This window comes from Cupriavidus nantongensis, assembly GCF_001598055.1.
Lineage (GTDB): Bacteria > Pseudomonadota > Gammaproteobacteria > Burkholderiales > Burkholderiaceae > Cupriavidus > Cupriavidus nantongensis.
The window spans coordinates 1,009,101-1,024,977 of sequence record NZ_CP014845.1; the positions used below are offsets into that span (position 1 = coordinate 1,009,101).

13 protein-coding genes are annotated in these 15,877 nt (G+C 66.3%); 10 read left to right on the forward strand and 3 right to left on the reverse strand.

Going from position 1 to position 15,877, the window contains the following annotated elements:
* The first annotated feature begins 111 nt into the window (after positions 1–111).
* The 7 genes from A2G96_RS25785 to A2G96_RS25815 all read left to right on the forward strand — a co-directional run bounded on the left by A2G96_RS25785 (position 112) and on the right by A2G96_RS25815 (position 7,594).
* Complete coding sequence (locus tag A2G96_RS25785) at positions 112–1,314, forward strand: ABC transporter substrate-binding protein (RefSeq protein WP_062803030.1); 1,203 nt, start codon at positions 112–114, stop codon at positions 1,312–1,314.
* Positions 1,315–1,423: 109 nt separating this feature from the next.
* Positions 1,424–2,281 carry a branched-chain amino acid ABC transporter permease gene (locus A2G96_RS25790; protein WP_062803031.1) on the forward strand — a complete coding sequence of 286 codons (858 nt, stop codon included), beginning with the start codon at positions 1,424–1,426 and terminating at the stop codon, positions 2,279–2,281.
* Entirely contained in the window at positions 2,281–3,276 is a 996-nt protein-coding gene (locus A2G96_RS25795; RefSeq protein WP_062803032.1) for a branched-chain amino acid ABC transporter permease, read from the forward strand. The genes A2G96_RS25790 and A2G96_RS25795 overlap by 1 nt, the downstream gene beginning before the upstream one ends.
* Complete coding sequence (locus tag A2G96_RS25800) at positions 3,273–4,049, forward strand: ABC transporter ATP-binding protein (RefSeq protein WP_062803033.1); 777 nt, start codon at positions 3,273–3,275, stop codon at positions 4,047–4,049. Before A2G96_RS25795 ends, A2G96_RS25800 begins: the two co-directional genes overlap by 4 nt.
* A complete protein-coding gene (locus tag A2G96_RS25805) occupies positions 4,046–4,750 on the forward strand; it encodes an ABC transporter ATP-binding protein (protein ID WP_062803034.1) in 705 nt (234 codons plus the stop codon). Before A2G96_RS25800 ends, A2G96_RS25805 begins: the two co-directional genes overlap by 4 nt.
* 50 nt (positions 4,751–4,800) lie before the next feature.
* Complete coding sequence (locus tag A2G96_RS25810; RefSeq protein ID WP_062803035.1) at positions 4,801–6,084, forward strand: Zn-dependent hydrolase; 1,284 nt, start codon at positions 4,801–4,803, stop codon at positions 6,082–6,084.
* A gap of 19 nt (positions 6,085–6,103) precedes the next feature.
* Positions 6,104–7,594 (forward strand): M81 family metallopeptidase, encoded by a 1,491-nt coding sequence (locus A2G96_RS25815; RefSeq protein WP_062803036.1) that lies wholly within the window; start codon positions 6,104–6,106, stop codon positions 7,592–7,594.
* Between the two features lie 32 nt (positions 7,595–7,626).
* Here the strand turns inward: A2G96_RS25815 and A2G96_RS25820 are convergent, their stop codons facing one another.
* A complete protein-coding gene (locus A2G96_RS25820) occupies positions 7,627–9,246 on the reverse strand; it encodes a mannosyltransferase family protein (RefSeq protein ID WP_150124247.1) in 1,620 nt (539 codons plus the stop codon).
* Positions 9,247–9,255: 9 nt separating this feature from the next.
* Entirely contained in the window at positions 9,256–10,311 is a 1,056-nt protein-coding gene (locus A2G96_RS25825) for a glycosyltransferase family 2 protein (RefSeq protein WP_062803038.1), read from the reverse strand.
* A gap of 360 nt (positions 10,312–10,671) precedes the next feature.
* Here A2G96_RS25825 and A2G96_RS33505 point away from each other — a divergent pair, with 360 nt between their 5' ends.
* Positions 10,672–11,844 carry a sialidase family protein gene (locus A2G96_RS33505; RefSeq protein WP_150124248.1) on the forward strand — a complete coding sequence of 391 codons (1,173 nt, stop codon included), beginning with the start codon at positions 10,672–10,674 and terminating at the stop codon, positions 11,842–11,844.
* Between the two features lie 381 nt (positions 11,845–12,225).
* Here A2G96_RS33505 and A2G96_RS25830 read toward each other — a convergent pair whose 3' ends face one another.
* Positions 12,226–13,092: a LysR substrate-binding domain-containing protein gene (locus A2G96_RS25830; protein ID WP_231909747.1), complete on the reverse strand. Its 867-nt coding sequence runs from the start codon at positions 13,090–13,092 to the stop codon at positions 12,226–12,228.
* A gap of 144 nt (positions 13,093–13,236) precedes the next feature.
* Between A2G96_RS25830 and A2G96_RS25835 the strand changes: the two genes are divergently transcribed.
* The gene (locus tag A2G96_RS25835; RefSeq protein WP_062803040.1) at positions 13,237–13,722 is read left to right on the forward strand and encodes a (2Fe-2S)-binding protein; all 486 of its coding nucleotides are present in this window, start codon (positions 13,237–13,239) and stop codon (positions 13,720–13,722) included.
* Positions 13,719–15,872: a xanthine dehydrogenase family protein molybdopterin-binding subunit gene (locus tag A2G96_RS25840; RefSeq protein WP_062803041.1), complete on the forward strand. Its 2,154-nt coding sequence runs from the start codon at positions 13,719–13,721 to the stop codon at positions 15,870–15,872. The genes A2G96_RS25835 and A2G96_RS25840 overlap by 4 nt, the downstream gene beginning before the upstream one ends.
* Positions 15,873–15,877 lie beyond the last annotated feature (5 nt).

Consider the following 15,877-nt stretch of genomic DNA (forward strand, 5'->3'; position numbering starts at 1 on the left):
GCGCCGGGCGAAAGTCACCAGCATGTCGGGGAGACGGTGCAGCGCCAGGCCTTGGCGTTGGCCAGACTTTCGCCCCGTGCAGCCCAATCCCCACATAACGAGGAGTGAGCCTTGAATCGTCGTGACCTGCTGAAACTGGCGGCGCTGTCCGCCGTCCCCACCTCCCTGATCCATGGCCGCAGCGCCCTTGCCGCGGGCGAGGCGCTGGAATTCGGCTGCCCGGTGCCGATGTCGGGCGCCTTCGCCGCCAACGGCAAGTTCGCCGACCTGGGCATGCGGCTCGCCATCGACCAGTACGGACAGGTGCTAGGCCGGCCGCTGCGCTACAGCGTGCTCGACACCGAAGGCAAGCCCGCCACCGCGGTGCGCAAGGTGCAGGAACTGGCGCAGCAGAAGGCGGCGCGCTATTTCGCCGGCGGCATCCTGTCGTCCGAATCGCTGGCCATGGGCAAGGAAGCGGAAAAATTCGGCGGCGTGTTCGTGACCACCGCGGGGGCCGACGAGATCACCGGCAAGGACTGCAACCGCGCCACCTTCCGCTGGTCGGTGCCGACCTTCGGCGCGATCGAGCGCACCGTGCGGCCGCTGATCGAATCGATGCCCAAGGCCAGGCGCTGGTACACCATCACGCCGCAATACGTGTTCGGCGACGGGCTGCTGTCGGCGGCGAAGGCGATCTTCAAGGAAAAGGGCATCGAGCACGTCGGCAACAGCTACCACGCGCTGACCGAGAAGGAATTCAGCGGCTACCTGACCAATGCGCTGGCCGCCAAGCCGGACGTGCTGCTGATCCTGAACTTCGGCTCACAGTCCGCCGACACGCTGCGCCAGGCGGTCAGCTTCGGCATGAAGAAGAACACCACCATCCTGCTGGCCTGGGCCTCGGGGCTGGAGCAGTTCGAGTCGCTCGGCGCCGACCTGTGCGAGGGCGTCTACTTCGGCGCGCAGTACTGGCACGGCGTCGATACGCCACTGAACCGCGACCTGGTCAAGCGCACACAGGCCAAGTTCAAGGCCAATCCCAACTACAGCCTGGCGGGCTCGTACATCTGCACCAAGATCATGGTCGACGGCATGATCAAGGCCGGCAGCGCCGATCCGAAGGCCGTGGTGGCCGCGCTCGAAGGCATGAAGTACGAGGGCCTGACCGGGCCGGAGGAAATCCGCGCCGCCGACCACCAGGTGCTGAAGAACTACTACCTGCTCAAGGGCAAAGCCAAATCGCGCATGAAGGACAAGGACGACTACGCCGAAATCGTCAGCGTCGGCAAGGCCTTCCTGCCGGTCGAGCAGACCCAGTGCAAGATGGCCTGATGCCCTGACGCCGCGGCGCCATCGCCCCGCGAAGCACACACTGAAGCACCCCTGAGCACCATGCCGCGCGGCTGCGCGCGCATGGCGGCTTCCTACATCCGTACGACTCATGAACGTCTATCTGTTGCAGGTGATCAACGGCGTCGGCATCGGCATGCTCTACTTCCTGCTGGCGGTAGGGCTGTCGATCGTGTTCGGCCTGTTGCGCTTCGTCAATTTCGCGCATGGCGCCTTCTATGCGCTGGGTGCCTACCTCTGCTTCCAGGCGCTGCAGGTCGGCATGAACTTCTGGGTGGCGCTGGTATTCGCGCCGATCATCATCGGCGCGCTGGCGTGGTTGACCGAGAAGGTCATGCTGCGCCATGTCTATGCGCAGCCGCACGAGTTCCACATCCTGGTCACGGTGGGCCTGGCGCTCGCCATCCAGGAACTCATCATCGTCGGCTGGGGGCCGCTCGGCGTCGACGTGCCGCCGCCGGATGCGCTGCAGGGGGTGGTGATGTGGGGCGACTTCATCTATCCCAAGTACCGGCTGTTCGTGATCGGCTTTACCGGCCTGCTGGCGATCGGGCTGTGGTGGCTGCTGGAAGGCACGCGCCTGGGCAGCGCGGTGCGCGCTGGCAGCGAATCCACCGAGATGGTGTCGCTGCTAGGCATCAATGTGTTCCGGCTGTTCAGCCTGATGTTTGCGCTCGGCGCCGCCACCGCGGCGATCGCCGGCGTGCTGGCCGCGCCGATCCGCGGCGCCGAGCCGTTCATGGGGGTCGAGGCGCTGGGCGTGGCCTTTATCGTGGTGGTGGTCGGCGGCATGGGCAGCTTCACCGGGGCGCTGGTGGGCGGCCTGCTGGTCGGCGTGGTGCAGAGCCTGATGAGCACGCTGTGGCCCGAAGGCGCGCGGCTGATGATCTATGTCGCCATGGCCGCGGTGCTGCTGCTGCGCCCGCATGGCTTGCTGGGGAGGGGATGATGGCGATGCAAAGACAATGGCTCCTGCGCTACCGCTTCTGGTGGCTGGCACTTGGCGTCACGCTGCTGCTGCCGCTGACGATGCGCTCCGGCACGCTCGCCACCGAAGTGCTGATCTACGCGATGGCCGCGATGGCGTGCAACCTGCTGCTCGGCTACACCGGCCTGCTGTCGTTCGGCCAGGGCATCTTCTTCGGGCTGGGCAGCTATGCGGTGGGGCTGGCGCTGACCCGCGCCAGCCTGCCGATGCCGCTGGCGCTGCTGCTGGCAATCGCGATCGGCGCGGCCGCGGCGGCGCTGGTGGGCTGGTTTGCGATCCGGCAGCGCGGCACCTACTTCGTGATGCTGACGCTGGCGTTCGCGCAGATGTTCTACTTCCTGGCCTATACCGCGCCCGGCATCACCGGCGGCGACAACGGCCTGCTGGATATCCCGCGTCCGCCGTTGTCGGTGGCCGGCCATGCGCTGGTGCCGCTGGCGTCGCCGTGGCAGTTCTATGGCTTCGTCGCGGTGCTGTTCCTGGCGGTCTTCCTGGCGGTGCTGCGCGTGACCGAGTCGGTGCTGGGCCGCACGCTGCTGGCGATCCGCGACAACGAAGAGCGCGCGCTGGCGGTCGGCTACAACGTCAAGGCGTTCAAGCTGCTGGCGTTCATGGTCTCCGGCGCGGTGACCGGGCTGGCCGGCGCGCTGCATGCGATGCTGACCGGCATCGCGCCGCTGACCAATATCGACTACCACGCCAGCGAGATGATCCTGGTGATGACCGTGATCGGCGGCACCGGCAATATCTTTGCCTCGGTGCTTGGCGCCGCCTTCTATGTGCTGCTGGCGGACTGGCTGTCGACGCTGTGGCCGCGCTGGCTGATGCTGCTCGGCTTGCTGCTGATCGCGGTCAGCCTGTTCATGCAGCGCGGGCTGTGGGGCCTGGGCGCCACGCTATGGGACCGACTGCGCGGCGTGCGCCGCGCGCCCGTTACGCAGGAGGAACGCGCATGAGCACCGCCACCACCCCCATCCTTGAAGCCACCGGCATCGTCAAGCAGTACGGCAAGTTCATGGCACTGGGCGGGGTCGACCTGCGCGTGATGCCGGGCACGATCCATTCGGTGATCGGCCCCAACGGCGCCGGCAAGACCACGCTGTTCCACATGCTGACCGGCACCAAGGAAGTCAGCGCCGGCCGCATCGTCTTCGACGGCAAGGACGTCACGGCCGAAGCCGATTACCAGCGCGTGCAGCGCGGCATCGCGCGCTCGTTCCAGGTCACCAGCCTGTTCCCGAGCCTGCCGGTGCGCGAGAACCTGCGCCTCGCCGCGCTGGGCACGTCGCCGCGCAAGGCCATGAGCGGCTGGCGCCTGCCGGTGGGCGAGCTCGCCTGCGGCGAAGTGGTCGACCAGGTGCTGGAACGGCTGGAACTGGCGCGCGTCGCCGACAGCGCGGCGGGCGCGCTGTCGCACGGCCAGCAGCGCCGGCTGGAAGTCGGCATGGCGCTGGCGGCGCGGCCGCGCGCGATCTTCCTGGACGAGCCCACTTCGGGCATGGGCGTCGACGACCTCGGCGCGATGAAGCGGCTGATCCGCGGGCTGGCCGCGGACCACACCGTCGTGCTGATCGAACACAACATGGACATCGTCATGGATATCTCGGACACCGTCACCGTGATGCAGCAAGGCAAGGTGCTGATGGAAGGGCCGCCCGCGGCGGTGCGCGGGGACCCGCGCGTCCGCGCCGCGTATCTCGGCAACATGATCACCGGAGGCAAGGGATGATGCTCGACGTACAGGAGATCCATGGCTACTACGGCAAGAGCCATGTGCTGCAGGGCGTATCGCTGGCGGTCGGCGAAGGCGAGCTGGTCACGCTGCTGGGGCGCAACGGCGCCGGCAAGTCGACCACGCTCAAGGCCATCGCCGGCGTGGTCCAGCCCAGGGGCGGGCGCGTGATCTTTCGCGGCAAGGACGTTGCCGGCATGCCGCCGCACCGGATTGCCGCCGAGGGCCTGTGCCTGGTGCCCGAGCATCGCGGCATCTTCAAGCTGCTGACGGTGGAAGAGAACCTCAAGCTGGCGGCGCGCCGCGATTCGCCGTGGCAGCTGCAGGACATCTACCGCATCTTCCCGCGCCTGCGCGAGCGGCGCGGCAACGGCGGCGCGCAGCTGTCCGGCGGCGAACAGCAGATGCTCGCGATCGGGCGCGCCATGATGAACCATCCGCGCCTGCTGATGCTCGACGAGCCGGTCGAAGGGCTCGCGCCGGTGATCGTGGAAGAGATCGTGGCGCAGCTCAAGGTCATCAAGGCCGCGGGCGTGCCGATCCTGCTGGTCGAGCAGAACCTCGAGGTCTGCACGCAGCTGGCCGACCGCCACGTGATCATCGAGCAGGGCAGGGTGGTCTACACCGGCAGCAACGATGCCTTCCGCGCCGACGAGGCGGTCAAGGACCGCTATCTCGGCGTCGGCCTGGCAGCCTGAACCATGGATGACGGCGGCCGCGATGCCGGCCGACCGGGACGAGGAATGACATGACGACATTGCAAGCTGCGCGAGCGGCGTCGGTCGCAGCCGGCGCGCGCGCCGACCTGCGCCTCGACGGCCAGCGCCTGTGGGACACCCTGATGCGCCTGGCCACCATCGGCGCTACGCCCAAGGGCGGCGTATGCCGGCTGGCGCTGACCGAGCTCGACCGCCAGGGCCGCGACTTTTTCGTTGCCGAGGCCAAAGCCGCCGGATGCACGGTCCGCGTCGATGCCATCGGCAATATCTTCGCGCGGCGCGCCGGGCGCGACGACTCCCTGCCGCCGGTGATGACCGGCAGCCATATCGACACCCAGCCGACCGGCGGCAAGTTCGACGGCAACTACGGCGTGTTCGCCGGCATCGAAGTGCTGCGCACGCTGGCCGACGCCGGCATCGTCACCGATGCCCCGCTCGAGGTCGCGGTGTGGACCAACGAGGAAGGCTCGCGCTTCGTGCCGGTAATGATGGGCTCGGGCGCGTTCGTCGGTGAGTTTGCACTGCAAGACGTGCTGCAGCAGCGCGACCGCGACGGCATCAGCGTCGGGCAGGCGCTGCAGGCCATCGGCTACGCCGGGCCCGAGCCGGTCGGTGCGCGCCCGGTGGGCGCCTATTTTGAAGCGCATATCGAGCAGGGACCGGTGCTGGAGGCCAACGACACCACCATCGGCGTGGTCACCGGCGCGCTCGGCCAGCGCTGGTACGACGTGGTGCTGACCGGCATGGAGGCGCATGCGGGCCCCACGCCGATGGCGCTGCGCAAGGATGCACTGCTGGCGGCGTCCGAGCTGGTCGGCATGGTCAACCGCATCGCGCTCGATCATCCGCCGCATGGCCGCGGCACGGTGGGTTGCCTCGGTGTGCATCCCGATTCGCGCAACGTCATCCCGGGCAAGGTGACGATGACGGTAGACCTGCGCGCCGGCGACGACACGGTGCTGTCGGCGATGGACGCGGCATTGCGTAGCCAGGTTGCCGCGCTGGCGGCGCGCAGCGGCATCGCCATCGATCTGCGGCAGGTGGTGTACTTCCCGCCCCAGCCATTCGATGCGCGGCTGGTCGAGGCGGTGCGCGGTGGCGCGCAACGGCTCGGCCATTCCGCCATGGACGTGATCAGCGGCGCCGGCCATGACGCGGTCTACCTGGCCCGTGTCGCCCCCGCGGCGATGATCTTCGTGCCGTGCAAGGACGGCATCAGCCACAACGAAATCGAAGACGCCCGGCCCGAGCACCTCGAGGCCGGCTGCAACGTGCTGCTGCACGCCATGCTCGATGCCGCCACGCGGCCATGACACCGGAACGGACTGCCCGATGAAGATCCTGATTGCCAGACTCAACCACGAGACCAACACCTTTTCACCGGTGCCGACGCCGCTGGCCTCGTTTACGCCGGCCTATGGCGACGCCGCCTATCGCGCCGCGAAGGGCACCCGCACCGCCGCCGCCGCCTTCATCGACCTGGCCGAAGCTGCCGGCGCCGAGATCGTGGTGCCGGTGATCGCCGGCGCCAACCCGAGCGGACGCGTCGCCGCCGACGCCTACACCCACCTGTGCGACACCATCATCGCCGCCGCCGACGGCTGCGATGCGGTGATGCTCGACCTGCACGGCGCGATGGTGGCCGAGAACAGCGACGACGGCGAAGGCGACCTGCTGCGCCGCCTGCGCGCCGTGCTGCCGCACGCGCCGGTCGCGGTCGCCCTGGACCTGCACGGCAATATCACGCAGGCACTGGTCGATCATGCCGACATCGCGGTCAGCTTCAAGACGTATCCGCACGTGGACATGTACGAAACCGGCGCACACGCCGGCCGGCTGCTGCTCGACATGATCGCCGGACGTGTGCGCCCGGTGATGGCATGGCGGCGCCCGCCGCTGATCACCCACACGCTGCGCAGCCGCACCGACGAAGGCGCGATGCAGCGCGCCGTCGCGCTGGCGCGCGAGGCCGAGCGCGACGGCATGCTGGCGGTGTCGGTGCTGGCCGGCTTCGGCCTGGCCGACATCGCCGCGCCCTGCCTGAGCGTGATCGTCGTCGGCGATGGCGACCCGGCCAGGGCCGACGAGGTCGCCAGCCGGATCGCGGCGCAGGCCTGGGCCGAGCGCGACGCCTTCGGCTACCAGGCCGAGCCGCTCGCCAGCTCCATCGCGCGCGCCGCCCGGCTTGCCGACAGCGCCAACGGTGCGCAGGAAGGACCGGTGCTGCTGCTCGACCATGGCGACAACTGCATGTCCGGCGGCACCTGCGACAACATGGCGGTGCTGCACGAAGCGCTGGTGCAGGGCCTGACCGGCATCGCGGTCGGACCCGTCTGCGACCCGCAGGCAGTGGCAGCGCTGGTCGACGCCGGCGTCGGCGCCCGCATCACGCTGCCGGTCGGCGACAAGGTCGCGTTGCCCCAGCTGGAGGTCTATCCGCAAAGCAGGCCGCTGACCGGCACGGTCGCCGCGATCAGCGACGGCGAGTACACCATCACCGGACCGACCTACACCGGGCAGCGCATCCGCATGGGACGTACCGCCTTGCTCGACATCGGAGCGGCGCAGGTGATCGTGACCGAGACCCCGCAAGAGCACTGGGACCTGGGGATCTTCACCCATATCGGCATCGATCCGCATCGGGCCAGGTTCCTGCTGCTGAAGTCGCGCATGTACTGCAGGCCGGTGTTTGTGCCGATTGCGAAAGCGGTGGTCGAGTGCGACGGGGAGGGGGTTACCAGTTCGCGCTATGAGCGGTTTCCGTTCCGGCGGGTTGAGAGGCCGGTTTATCCGCTGGATGATGCGGCGGTCTGGGTGGGATAGGAGCGCGCTTGCCGTAGGCGTTCGCCAGCAATTCAATAAGGCGGCCACCCGATGGCAATACGCTGCACGATGAACGGCATGGCTGCCGCCCCAGCCGCCGTGATAACAGCAGCACAAGCAACCAGCCTGCCGTGGCCCCGGCCCAACGCGAGCACGCCCACGATGGACGGCGCCAATGGCAGCAGGTAGCGTCCCACCGAGTGCAATTCGGGGTTGAGCACAAGCGTTCCGCCTACCAGCGTGACGCCAATGCCAATCAGCATGGCTGTCGGATGGCACGACTGCCGGATGGCTTTGCAGAGTGCGGCGATGCACGAAAGGAAGAGCAACAGCCCCAGGAAGACGAGCCCCAGGTATTCGCCCTCGAACAGTTTCCCGATATCGAGCATGCCCAGCCACTGGCCTGGCGGGGTGACCTGCCACGCTCGGCGCACCGTAAAGGCGGCAAAGGGAAAACCGGTCTGCATCCACTTGATCGCCATGTCGCCAACCACTCCCAGCATGGCGATTCCAGCGACGGCAAGGGATTGGAGGATCCGCTTGCGCTGGCTCGAGGTACTGTCGGACCAGATGCCATAGATCAGCCAGACCACCGACAGCAATCCGATAAAGCGCGTTGCGGTCAGCAGTGCAACGGCCCACGCGCCTAGCCAGTAACGCCGATGGAGCAGCGACAACACGACCGCGCACTCGAGCAGCAGGAACAGCGACTCGGAGAAGCCTCCTACCAGAAAGAAGGCGAACGGATTGAACACTAGCCATGCGGGTGCAATGAGCGCCGGACCGGCGTCGAGGCCGGCAGCACGTCCGATGGCGAAAAGCAGCGCCAGCGCAAGCAGAAGACACACGGCATTGAATGCCAGCATCATCGACGTTACCGGTTTGCCGAGCACGGCTGCCAATGCCTGCACGGCCATGGGGTACAGGAACGGCCAGGCGACGCTTTGCTGCCTGCCGCTGTCACCGTCGTAGTGGTAGCCATGGCTCGCAATGCGGCGATACCAGTCGGCATCCCAGCGCGAGGTGAGAACATGCTCTGCCGAGGTGGCGAAATCGTGCTTCTCTACCTCGAAGAAGCCGGTCGATCCCGAAACGAGCTGTGCCAGCGGTCTCGGCCCGGCGTTGTCGCGGACTTCGAAGACCTGAAAGGACAGCTGGCGCGGATCGCGGGCCCCCGCGCCGTCAGCGGGAACCATCGACCAGTCGGAGTGAATCGATAGGCCGGAACTTTCGCACGCTGGCACCAGCGGAACCCACTGGCGAAACAGGCCGGCGGGCCGCTCTATGACTAGCTCCAGAGCGTTCCCGCAACGCAGGGTCCAGCGCTGGTCATGCGGCGCACGACCTGTCAGTTGCAAGGCGCCGGCCCCAGCCAGGAGCTCGGGCTTCAGATGAGCCGCCGGGCTTGCCCAGGCGAATGCCGTGGCTGCATAGTGGCCGGTCAGCTGCTCTACGTTGGCAAGCGTCCCGACAACGAGACCGCGTCCGAGGAACCAGAAGACGACGAGCGTAACGAGGGCGACTGCCGTGGCGATATGCGGCCTGGCCGTTTTGCTTGGCACGGTATCCGCATGCCGGGCTGCGAGCTTGCCACCGAGCATGCGACCAGGGGAGCGCAGCGGTCGAAATATCGCGGCCAGGATCTGGTACATCACCACCAACTAGATTCCACCCGCGATCCTGACCGCCTGCTGCTGAGCCTCCCGGTCAATCCCAATTGCACTGCCCGTGCCCGAAACGAGCCTCGCCAGCGTTCTGGAGTCATCAGCCATGCCGGCCGGGATATGCTCTTCGACAAAGTACAGTGGCCGATTCTTGCTCTCATTGAACATCCTGCCGAGATACTCGCCCAGCACGCCGATCCCGATCAGCTGTACCCCTGACAGGAAGAGATTCGTGACCATGAGCGACGGATAGCCCCGCACCGGATCACCATAGACCATGGCCTTGTAGAACACCAACGCCGCGCCGATGAACGACAATCCGGCAATCCCAAGTCCCACATAGGTGGCGATCTTCAGCGGCGCAATCGAAAACGACGTGATCCCTTCCAGGGCAAAAGCCCAAAGCCTCAGGTAATTGAACTTCGAGGTGCCCGCAGATCGCGGAGCGCGCTCATAGCGCAGTGCAACCTGCGAATATCCGATCCATGAGAACAAGCCCTTCATGTAGCGATGTTGCTCGCGAAGCGACCGCAGCGCTGCCACCGCGCGCCGGCTCAACAGCCGGAAATCCCCGGTGTCCTCCGGAATGTGAACGCGGCTAAGGGATTGGATGACCCGATAGAAAAGGTATGCCGTTGCCTTCTTCAGTCGGGTCTCGCCCCGTCGGCTGACGCGTTGACCGTACACGACATCGTTCCCGGCTTCCCATAGCCGGAGGAATTCCGGGATAAGCTCCGGCGGATCCTGCAGGTCGGCGTCGATGACAATGACGGCATCGGCGTCCGCATAGTCCAGCCCCGCGGACAGAGCAATTTCCTTGCCGAAATTGCGGCTCAGGTTGACGATGGCAATGCGGGGATCCTGCTCCCGCAGTGCCAGCAGTATGCCGAGCGTGTGATCGTTGCTTCCGTCGTTCACGTAAATGACGGTTGTGCGCAAATGCTCGATGCCATCGAGCGTTGCTGACAACCGCGCGTGAAACTCCCGAACAACGGCTTCTTCGTTGTAGACCGGGACCACCACGGCCACGGACCCGTATCCGGAGTCAGTCATGCCATCTCGCTATCGTTTCTGACAGGACGTGGGGCGTAGCGCATGCATTCCGGATGGAAAGCGTACCGGCCCGGCCGCATGTCTCCTGCATTGAGGGAGCTAGGTTAATGGCGCGTGGAACCGAGTTTCGTGACGGGCGTCACAATCCGTTAGCAACGTGGGATGGACGGCGCCAATCTAGTCTATTTTTTAGCTGAACGAGCCAATCTCGCGACGTCTGCCCCGTTACGTGCTTGGTCCGGAATGGAGGGGCCTTCAGAGCCGAAGCAAGGTTTAGTGATCAGTTCTTGCCGAATAGAGCCTTGCCTTTAATTTGATTGAGTGAATGTGCCGAGTCTTCTTTTTTTTCATGGAGAAGAAATGATAAATAGGGTAAGAGCAGCGATTTCAATCGTTCTGTGTGCGGCCGGTCTCTCCATCTGCGTGGCCCCAGCCATCGCACAATGGAGCGAAGAGGGTGTTATCGCCACGAGCAATCTCTACAACACGGCATTGACATCCCCAAAGGCGAGTTGCGCGAACTTCGCGACTGCGAAAGTCATTTCGTGTGTCTACCTTGACTGGAGCGGAGCGTCAACTCGCCAGAACGTCTACGAGAGAACTTCGACTGATGGAGGGATCACTTGGTCAACGCCACTGATGATAACGAATGATGTTGGCGACGAGTACGATCCATACCTGGAGTACGACTCTTTGCGCGATCGTCTGAACCTGGTTTATGCAAAATGGCGTGACCCGTCCGGAACGCAAAAGAACAACATTATGCTTCGGACCAAAGTCGCTGCAAATGGATCTTGGTCGGGACCTACTTTGGTCACGGGAGACGGTTTCAATGACTACTGGATTCCTAGCCTGCTTACTTTGCACAACGGCACCATGCTGGCGTTCTTCACGATGAACGGCCCGGAGGGTGTGGGTGGCGTTGGTAGCGGTCGTATTAAGCTGGCAAGATCATTCGATGGTGGCGGAACTTGGAGTTCGCCGATGCACATCACCAACACATGCGACGCCGAGTATCCCCGGGCGGTTCAGAATAGTTACGGCGCGATCATGCTGGTCTTCTCCCGCTACGATTCTGCGCCAAGCAGAAATGCGACGTGCGCCGACGGAGTTCAGCCAAACGGATATCCCTATACGGATCTGCATCAGATTTGGTCAAGCGATGATGGAATAACGTGGACGGGTGAATCGACTCTGTTTCACACGCCGAACGGCTCTGCATTGCATCCATACATTGCTGCTGAGACCGGATATAGACAAACACCGTGCGCCGGTTGTGGCTGGGCAATTCTATTCGCTATGCCAGACAGTTCTGGAAAATTCGGTGTTTACAAGATCTCGTCCGAAAATCAAGGAATATCGTGGTCACCTCCGACATTGATGTCGACATCCGTGTGGGGTGGGCCTTACAACATCGACCCTGGGTTCACGATCGGTTGCCGCGGTTATTTCCAGTACTACACCGACGGCTACCCCGGGCAGAGAACGATCGTGCGGCGTTATGATTGGGCATCCACCTGCTCCGTAAACTAGATTGATACTCCTGGGCCGAAGCTGTCGAAATGGCAAACCTGTTGTCCCTGAAGGGCCGCCAGTTCGCCTTAGTGAGGTGGAGGTGCGCCAGTTGCCCGAACTTTGGCCCCATCTGGATACGCCGTTGAGAACTGGCTCGCCGGGATCATTGGCAGCTCCGCGGGCATTCCGACGGTTGCGCCTTGGCGTGAAATATCCGTAAGGTCATTCATGCGACGGCAAGGCGACGCGGGGGGTGATCTGCGCGGTCAGATCGGTCTGCGCAGCGGCATCCAAGCGGCTCGCGCTCGATGACGCCGTCGGACGGCCCTTGCCGGCACTTGGACCGATGCATGCACCGTGATCGTTTCAGCGGTTGCAATAGGTGATAGGCAAGCGTTCTTATCCCCGCACCGCCGCCTCCCGCAACCACTCCGCAAATCCCCGAATCAACCCCTGCTTGGGATTATCCCCACGCCACACGATGTAGCAGTTATGACTGGCCGGAAAGCTATCCGCCAACGGCCGCACCAGCCGTCCCGCGGCGATGGCCTCACGTGCCAGCAAGCCCCGCGTCAACGCCAGCCCCATGCCATTGGCCGCAGCCTCGATCAGCAATGCGCGGCAGTCGAACACGATGCCGTCTTCGGGCTCATCCAGTACCACGCCAGCAGCCGCTCCCCACTGCGACCAGCGGAAGCGCGCGTGCCGCAGCCGCGGCAGGTGCGCGGCGTCGGCCGGGGTCATGCCGGCATGCAACCGGGCGAAACCGGGGCTGCAGACCACGATGATGTCGTCGTCGAGCAGCTTCAGGCATTGGTAGCCGGTGAAGGGCGCGGGGCCGTAGCGCAGGCTGACGTCGAGATCCCAGCGGGCAAAGTCGGGGTCTTCGGTGCTGGCGGCGATGGACAGGTCCAGGCCGGGCAGCGCCTCGCGCAGTTGCGGCAGCTTGGGCACCAGCCAGGCGCCGGCCAGTTCGGGGCTGACGTTGACATGCAGCGACTGGCGTTCGCGCGCGCGCCGCTCGGCGGCGCCGGCCAGTGACAGCTCCACCGCGCGCAGCGCGCGATCGAGGTCGTCGGCGAGTTCGCGGCCGGTGGCGGTCAGTTCCAGTTGCCGGCCGGCGCGCAGGAACAGGGTGCACCCCAGCTGTGACTCCAGCGCACGGATATGCCGGCTGATCGCGCCATGCGTTACGCACAGCGCATCGGCGGCGCGCGTCATGCTGCCTGTGCGCGCGGTGGCGGCAAAGGCCTGGAGCACTTGCATCGAGGGGAGCCTGCGGATCATGGCTGTGATCTTGCCTCACAGGTGCTGGCAAAACAAGTCGATTGTCCCGCCATGCCGCCCGGCCGATACTGGCTCGCAGCCGAACCGGCCGCCCCGAAGCCGGTGCGCAACGAGGAGACCCCCATGAAACTGCAGTTGAAGATCAACGGCAAGCGCCACGCCGTCGAGGCCGAACGCGACATGCCCCTGCTGTGGGTGCTGCGCGATTACCTGGGCTATACCGGCACCAAATTCGGCTGCGGTGCCGGCCTGTGCGGCGCCTGCACCGTGCATGTCGACGGCAAGGCCGTGCGCGCCTGTATCACGCCTGTCGGCAGCGTCGCGCGCGCCGACATTACTACCATCGAAGGATTGTCGGCCGACAATTCGCACCCGGTTCAGCGTGCATGGATCGTCGAGCAGGTGCCGCAGTGCGGCTATTGCCAGTCGGGCATGATCATGGCTGCCTGCGCGTGGCTGAAGGACAATCCCTCGCCGCGGCCGGAGGAGATCCGCGCCGGCATCACCAACCTGTGCCGCTGCGGCACCTATCCGCGCATCGAACGCGCCATCCTGCGCGCCGCCACCGCGCAGAGCGCTGGCGACCCCAAGGGGAGGGCGTCATCGTGAGCCATCTCCACACAAGCCGCCGCCGTTTCCTGCAAGCCGCCGGCGCCATGCCGGCGGCGCTGGTGCTGGGCTTCCACCTGCCGCTGGCGAAGGCCGCCGACGCCGCCGATGCCGGCACGCCCGCGCGCGATCCGGACGACGTCAACGCCTGGCTGCGCATCGATGCCGACGGCAGCGTGACCATCATGGTGCCGTCGGCCGAGCTGGGGCAGGGCGTGATGACCTCCGCCCCCATGCTGATCGCCGAAGAGCTCGAGTGCGACTGGCGCCAGGTGCGTGCCGAGCTGGCGCCGACCGACCCGGTCTACAACAACCGCATGTTCAAGGTGCAGGCGACTGCCAGCAGCACCTCGGCGCGCTGGTCATTCGAGCCGCTGCGCCGCATCGGCGCGACCGCGCGCGAGATGCTGCGCGAGGCCGCCGCGCAAAGCTGGAACGTGCCGGTGGGGCAGTGCCGTGCCGCGCAGGGCGTGGTGCGGCACGAGCCCAGCGGGCGCACGCTGGGCTACGGTGCACTCGCCGCGCGCGCGGCCACGCTGCCGCGCCCCGCCAATGTGGCGCTGAAGGAGCCGCGCGACTGGAAGCTGCTGGGCCGCCCGACCGACCGGCTCGACATTCCGCTGAAGACGCGCGGCGCCGCGGTGTTCGGCGTCGACGTCAAGGTGCCGCGCATGCTGGTCGGTTCCGTGATAGCGTGCCCGGCCTTCGGCGGCACGCTGCGCCGGGTCGATGCCCGGCCGGCGCTGGCAGTGCGCGGCGTGCGGCGCGTGGTGCCGCTGGACGACGCCGTGGTGGTGCTGGCCGACAGCTACTGGACCGCCCGCAAGGGCCTGGCCGCGCTGCAGCCCGACTGGCAGCTGCCGCAAGGCAAGCCGGCCGGCGACGCCGCACTGATGGCCGGCTACCGCGATGCCGCGCGCAGCGCCTCGGCGGTGGCACTGCGGCACGGCGACCCGGACGCGCAGATGCATGCAGCGCAGGCCTACACCGCCGAATACGAGGTGCCGTACCTCGCCCACGCCACCATGGAGCCGATGAACGCCACCGCCGACGTGCGCGCCGACCGCGCCGAGATCTGGGGCCCGACCCAGGTCTGCGGCGAGATCGCGCAGCGGCTGTCGGGCGTGCTCGGGCTGCCCGCCGACCGCATCGTCGTGCACGGAACCTTCGTTGGCGGCGGCTTCGGCCGGCGCGAGGAGTTCGATGTCTTTGTCCAGGCCGCGCTGGCGTCGAAGGCGGCCGGGCAGCCAGTCAAGCTGATCTGGTCGCGCGAGGAGGATATCCAGCACGATTTCTACCGGCCCGCGGCGGCGGCGCGCTTCAGCGCGGTGCTGGCCCCGGACACGGCCGGCATCCGCGCACTCGACGCGCGCGTGGCCTGCTCGTCGATCTATGTCCGCAATTTCCCGGACCGGGTCAAGGGCGGGGTCGACCCGAAATCGGTCGAAGGGGTGGTGGACCTGCCTTACGCGCTGCCCCACGTCGCCGTGCGCCATGCGATGGTCAATACCGCCGTGCCTGTCGGGTTCTGGCGCGGCGTGGGCTATACGCAGAACACCTTCTTCGCCGAAAGCTTTATCGACGAACTGGCCCATCACGCCAAAGCCGATCCGCTGCAGTTCCGGCTGAACCTGCTGGCCGACAGACCGCGTCCGGCGCGCTTGCTGCAGCGGCTGGCGCAGCACGTCGGCTGGGGCGGCGCGCCGGCAGGGCGCTTCCACGGCGTGGCGCTGTCGCAGGCGTGGGGCTCGCTGTGCGCGACGGTGGTGGAACTGTCGGTGCAGGGCCAGCGCATCACGCTGCACCGTATTGTCAATGCGATCGACTGCGGCACCGTGATCAACCCGGCGACGGTCGAGCGCCAGCTGGAGGGCGCCAGCATCTGGGGCCTGAGCGCGGCCATGACCGGCGCCATCACCATTGCCGATGGCCGCGTGCAGCAATCCAACTTCCACGACTATCCGCTGTTGAATCTGGCGCAGACACCGCGCTTCGAGGCGGTGCTTGCGCCCAGTGGCGAGCGCATCGGCGGCGTGGGCGAGTCGGCGGTGCCGACGCTGGCGCCGGCACTGGCCAATGCGCTGTTTGCGGCGACCGGCCAGCGCCTGCGCTCGCTGCCGCTGGCGCGGCACGGGTTCGAGCTGGCGTAGCGGGG

What these genes read in the sequence shown, in the direction of transcription:
- A2G96_RS25790 (WP_062803031.1), top strand. Translation starts at nt 1,424, where the DNA reads ATGAACGTCTATCTGTTGCAGGTGATCAACGGCGTCGGCATCGGCATG.
- A2G96_RS33505 (WP_150124248.1), top strand. Translation starts at nt 10,672, where the DNA reads ATGATAAATAGGGTAAGAGCAGCGATTTCAATCGTTCTGTGTGCGGCC.
- A2G96_RS25825 (WP_062803038.1), bottom strand. Translation starts at nt 10,311, where the DNA reads ATGACTGACTCCGGATACGGGTCCGTGGCCGTGGTGGTCCCGGTCTAC.
- A2G96_RS25815 (WP_062803036.1), top strand. Translation starts at nt 6,104, where the DNA reads ATGAAGATCCTGATTGCCAGACTCAACCACGAGACCAACACCTTTTCA.
- A2G96_RS25830 (WP_231909747.1), bottom strand. Translation starts at nt 13,092, where the DNA reads ATGCAAGTGCTCCAGGCCTTTGCCGCCACCGCGCGCACAGGCAGCATG.
- A2G96_RS25820 (WP_150124247.1), bottom strand. Translation starts at nt 9,246, where the DNA reads ATGTACCAGATCCTGGCCGCGATATTTCGACCGCTGCGCTCCCCTGGT.
- A2G96_RS25795 (WP_062803032.1), top strand. Translation starts at nt 2,281, where the DNA reads ATGGCGATGCAAAGACAATGGCTCCTGCGCTACCGCTTCTGGTGGCTG.
- A2G96_RS25810 (WP_062803035.1), top strand. Translation starts at nt 4,801, where the DNA reads ATGACGACATTGCAAGCTGCGCGAGCGGCGTCGGTCGCAGCCGGCGCG.
- A2G96_RS25800 (WP_062803033.1), top strand. Translation starts at nt 3,273, where the DNA reads ATGAGCACCGCCACCACCCCCATCCTTGAAGCCACCGGCATCGTCAAG.
- A2G96_RS25835 (WP_062803040.1), top strand. Translation starts at nt 13,237, where the DNA reads ATGAAACTGCAGTTGAAGATCAACGGCAAGCGCCACGCCGTCGAGGCC.
- A2G96_RS25805 (WP_062803034.1), top strand. Translation starts at nt 4,046, where the DNA reads ATGATGCTCGACGTACAGGAGATCCATGGCTACTACGGCAAGAGCCAT.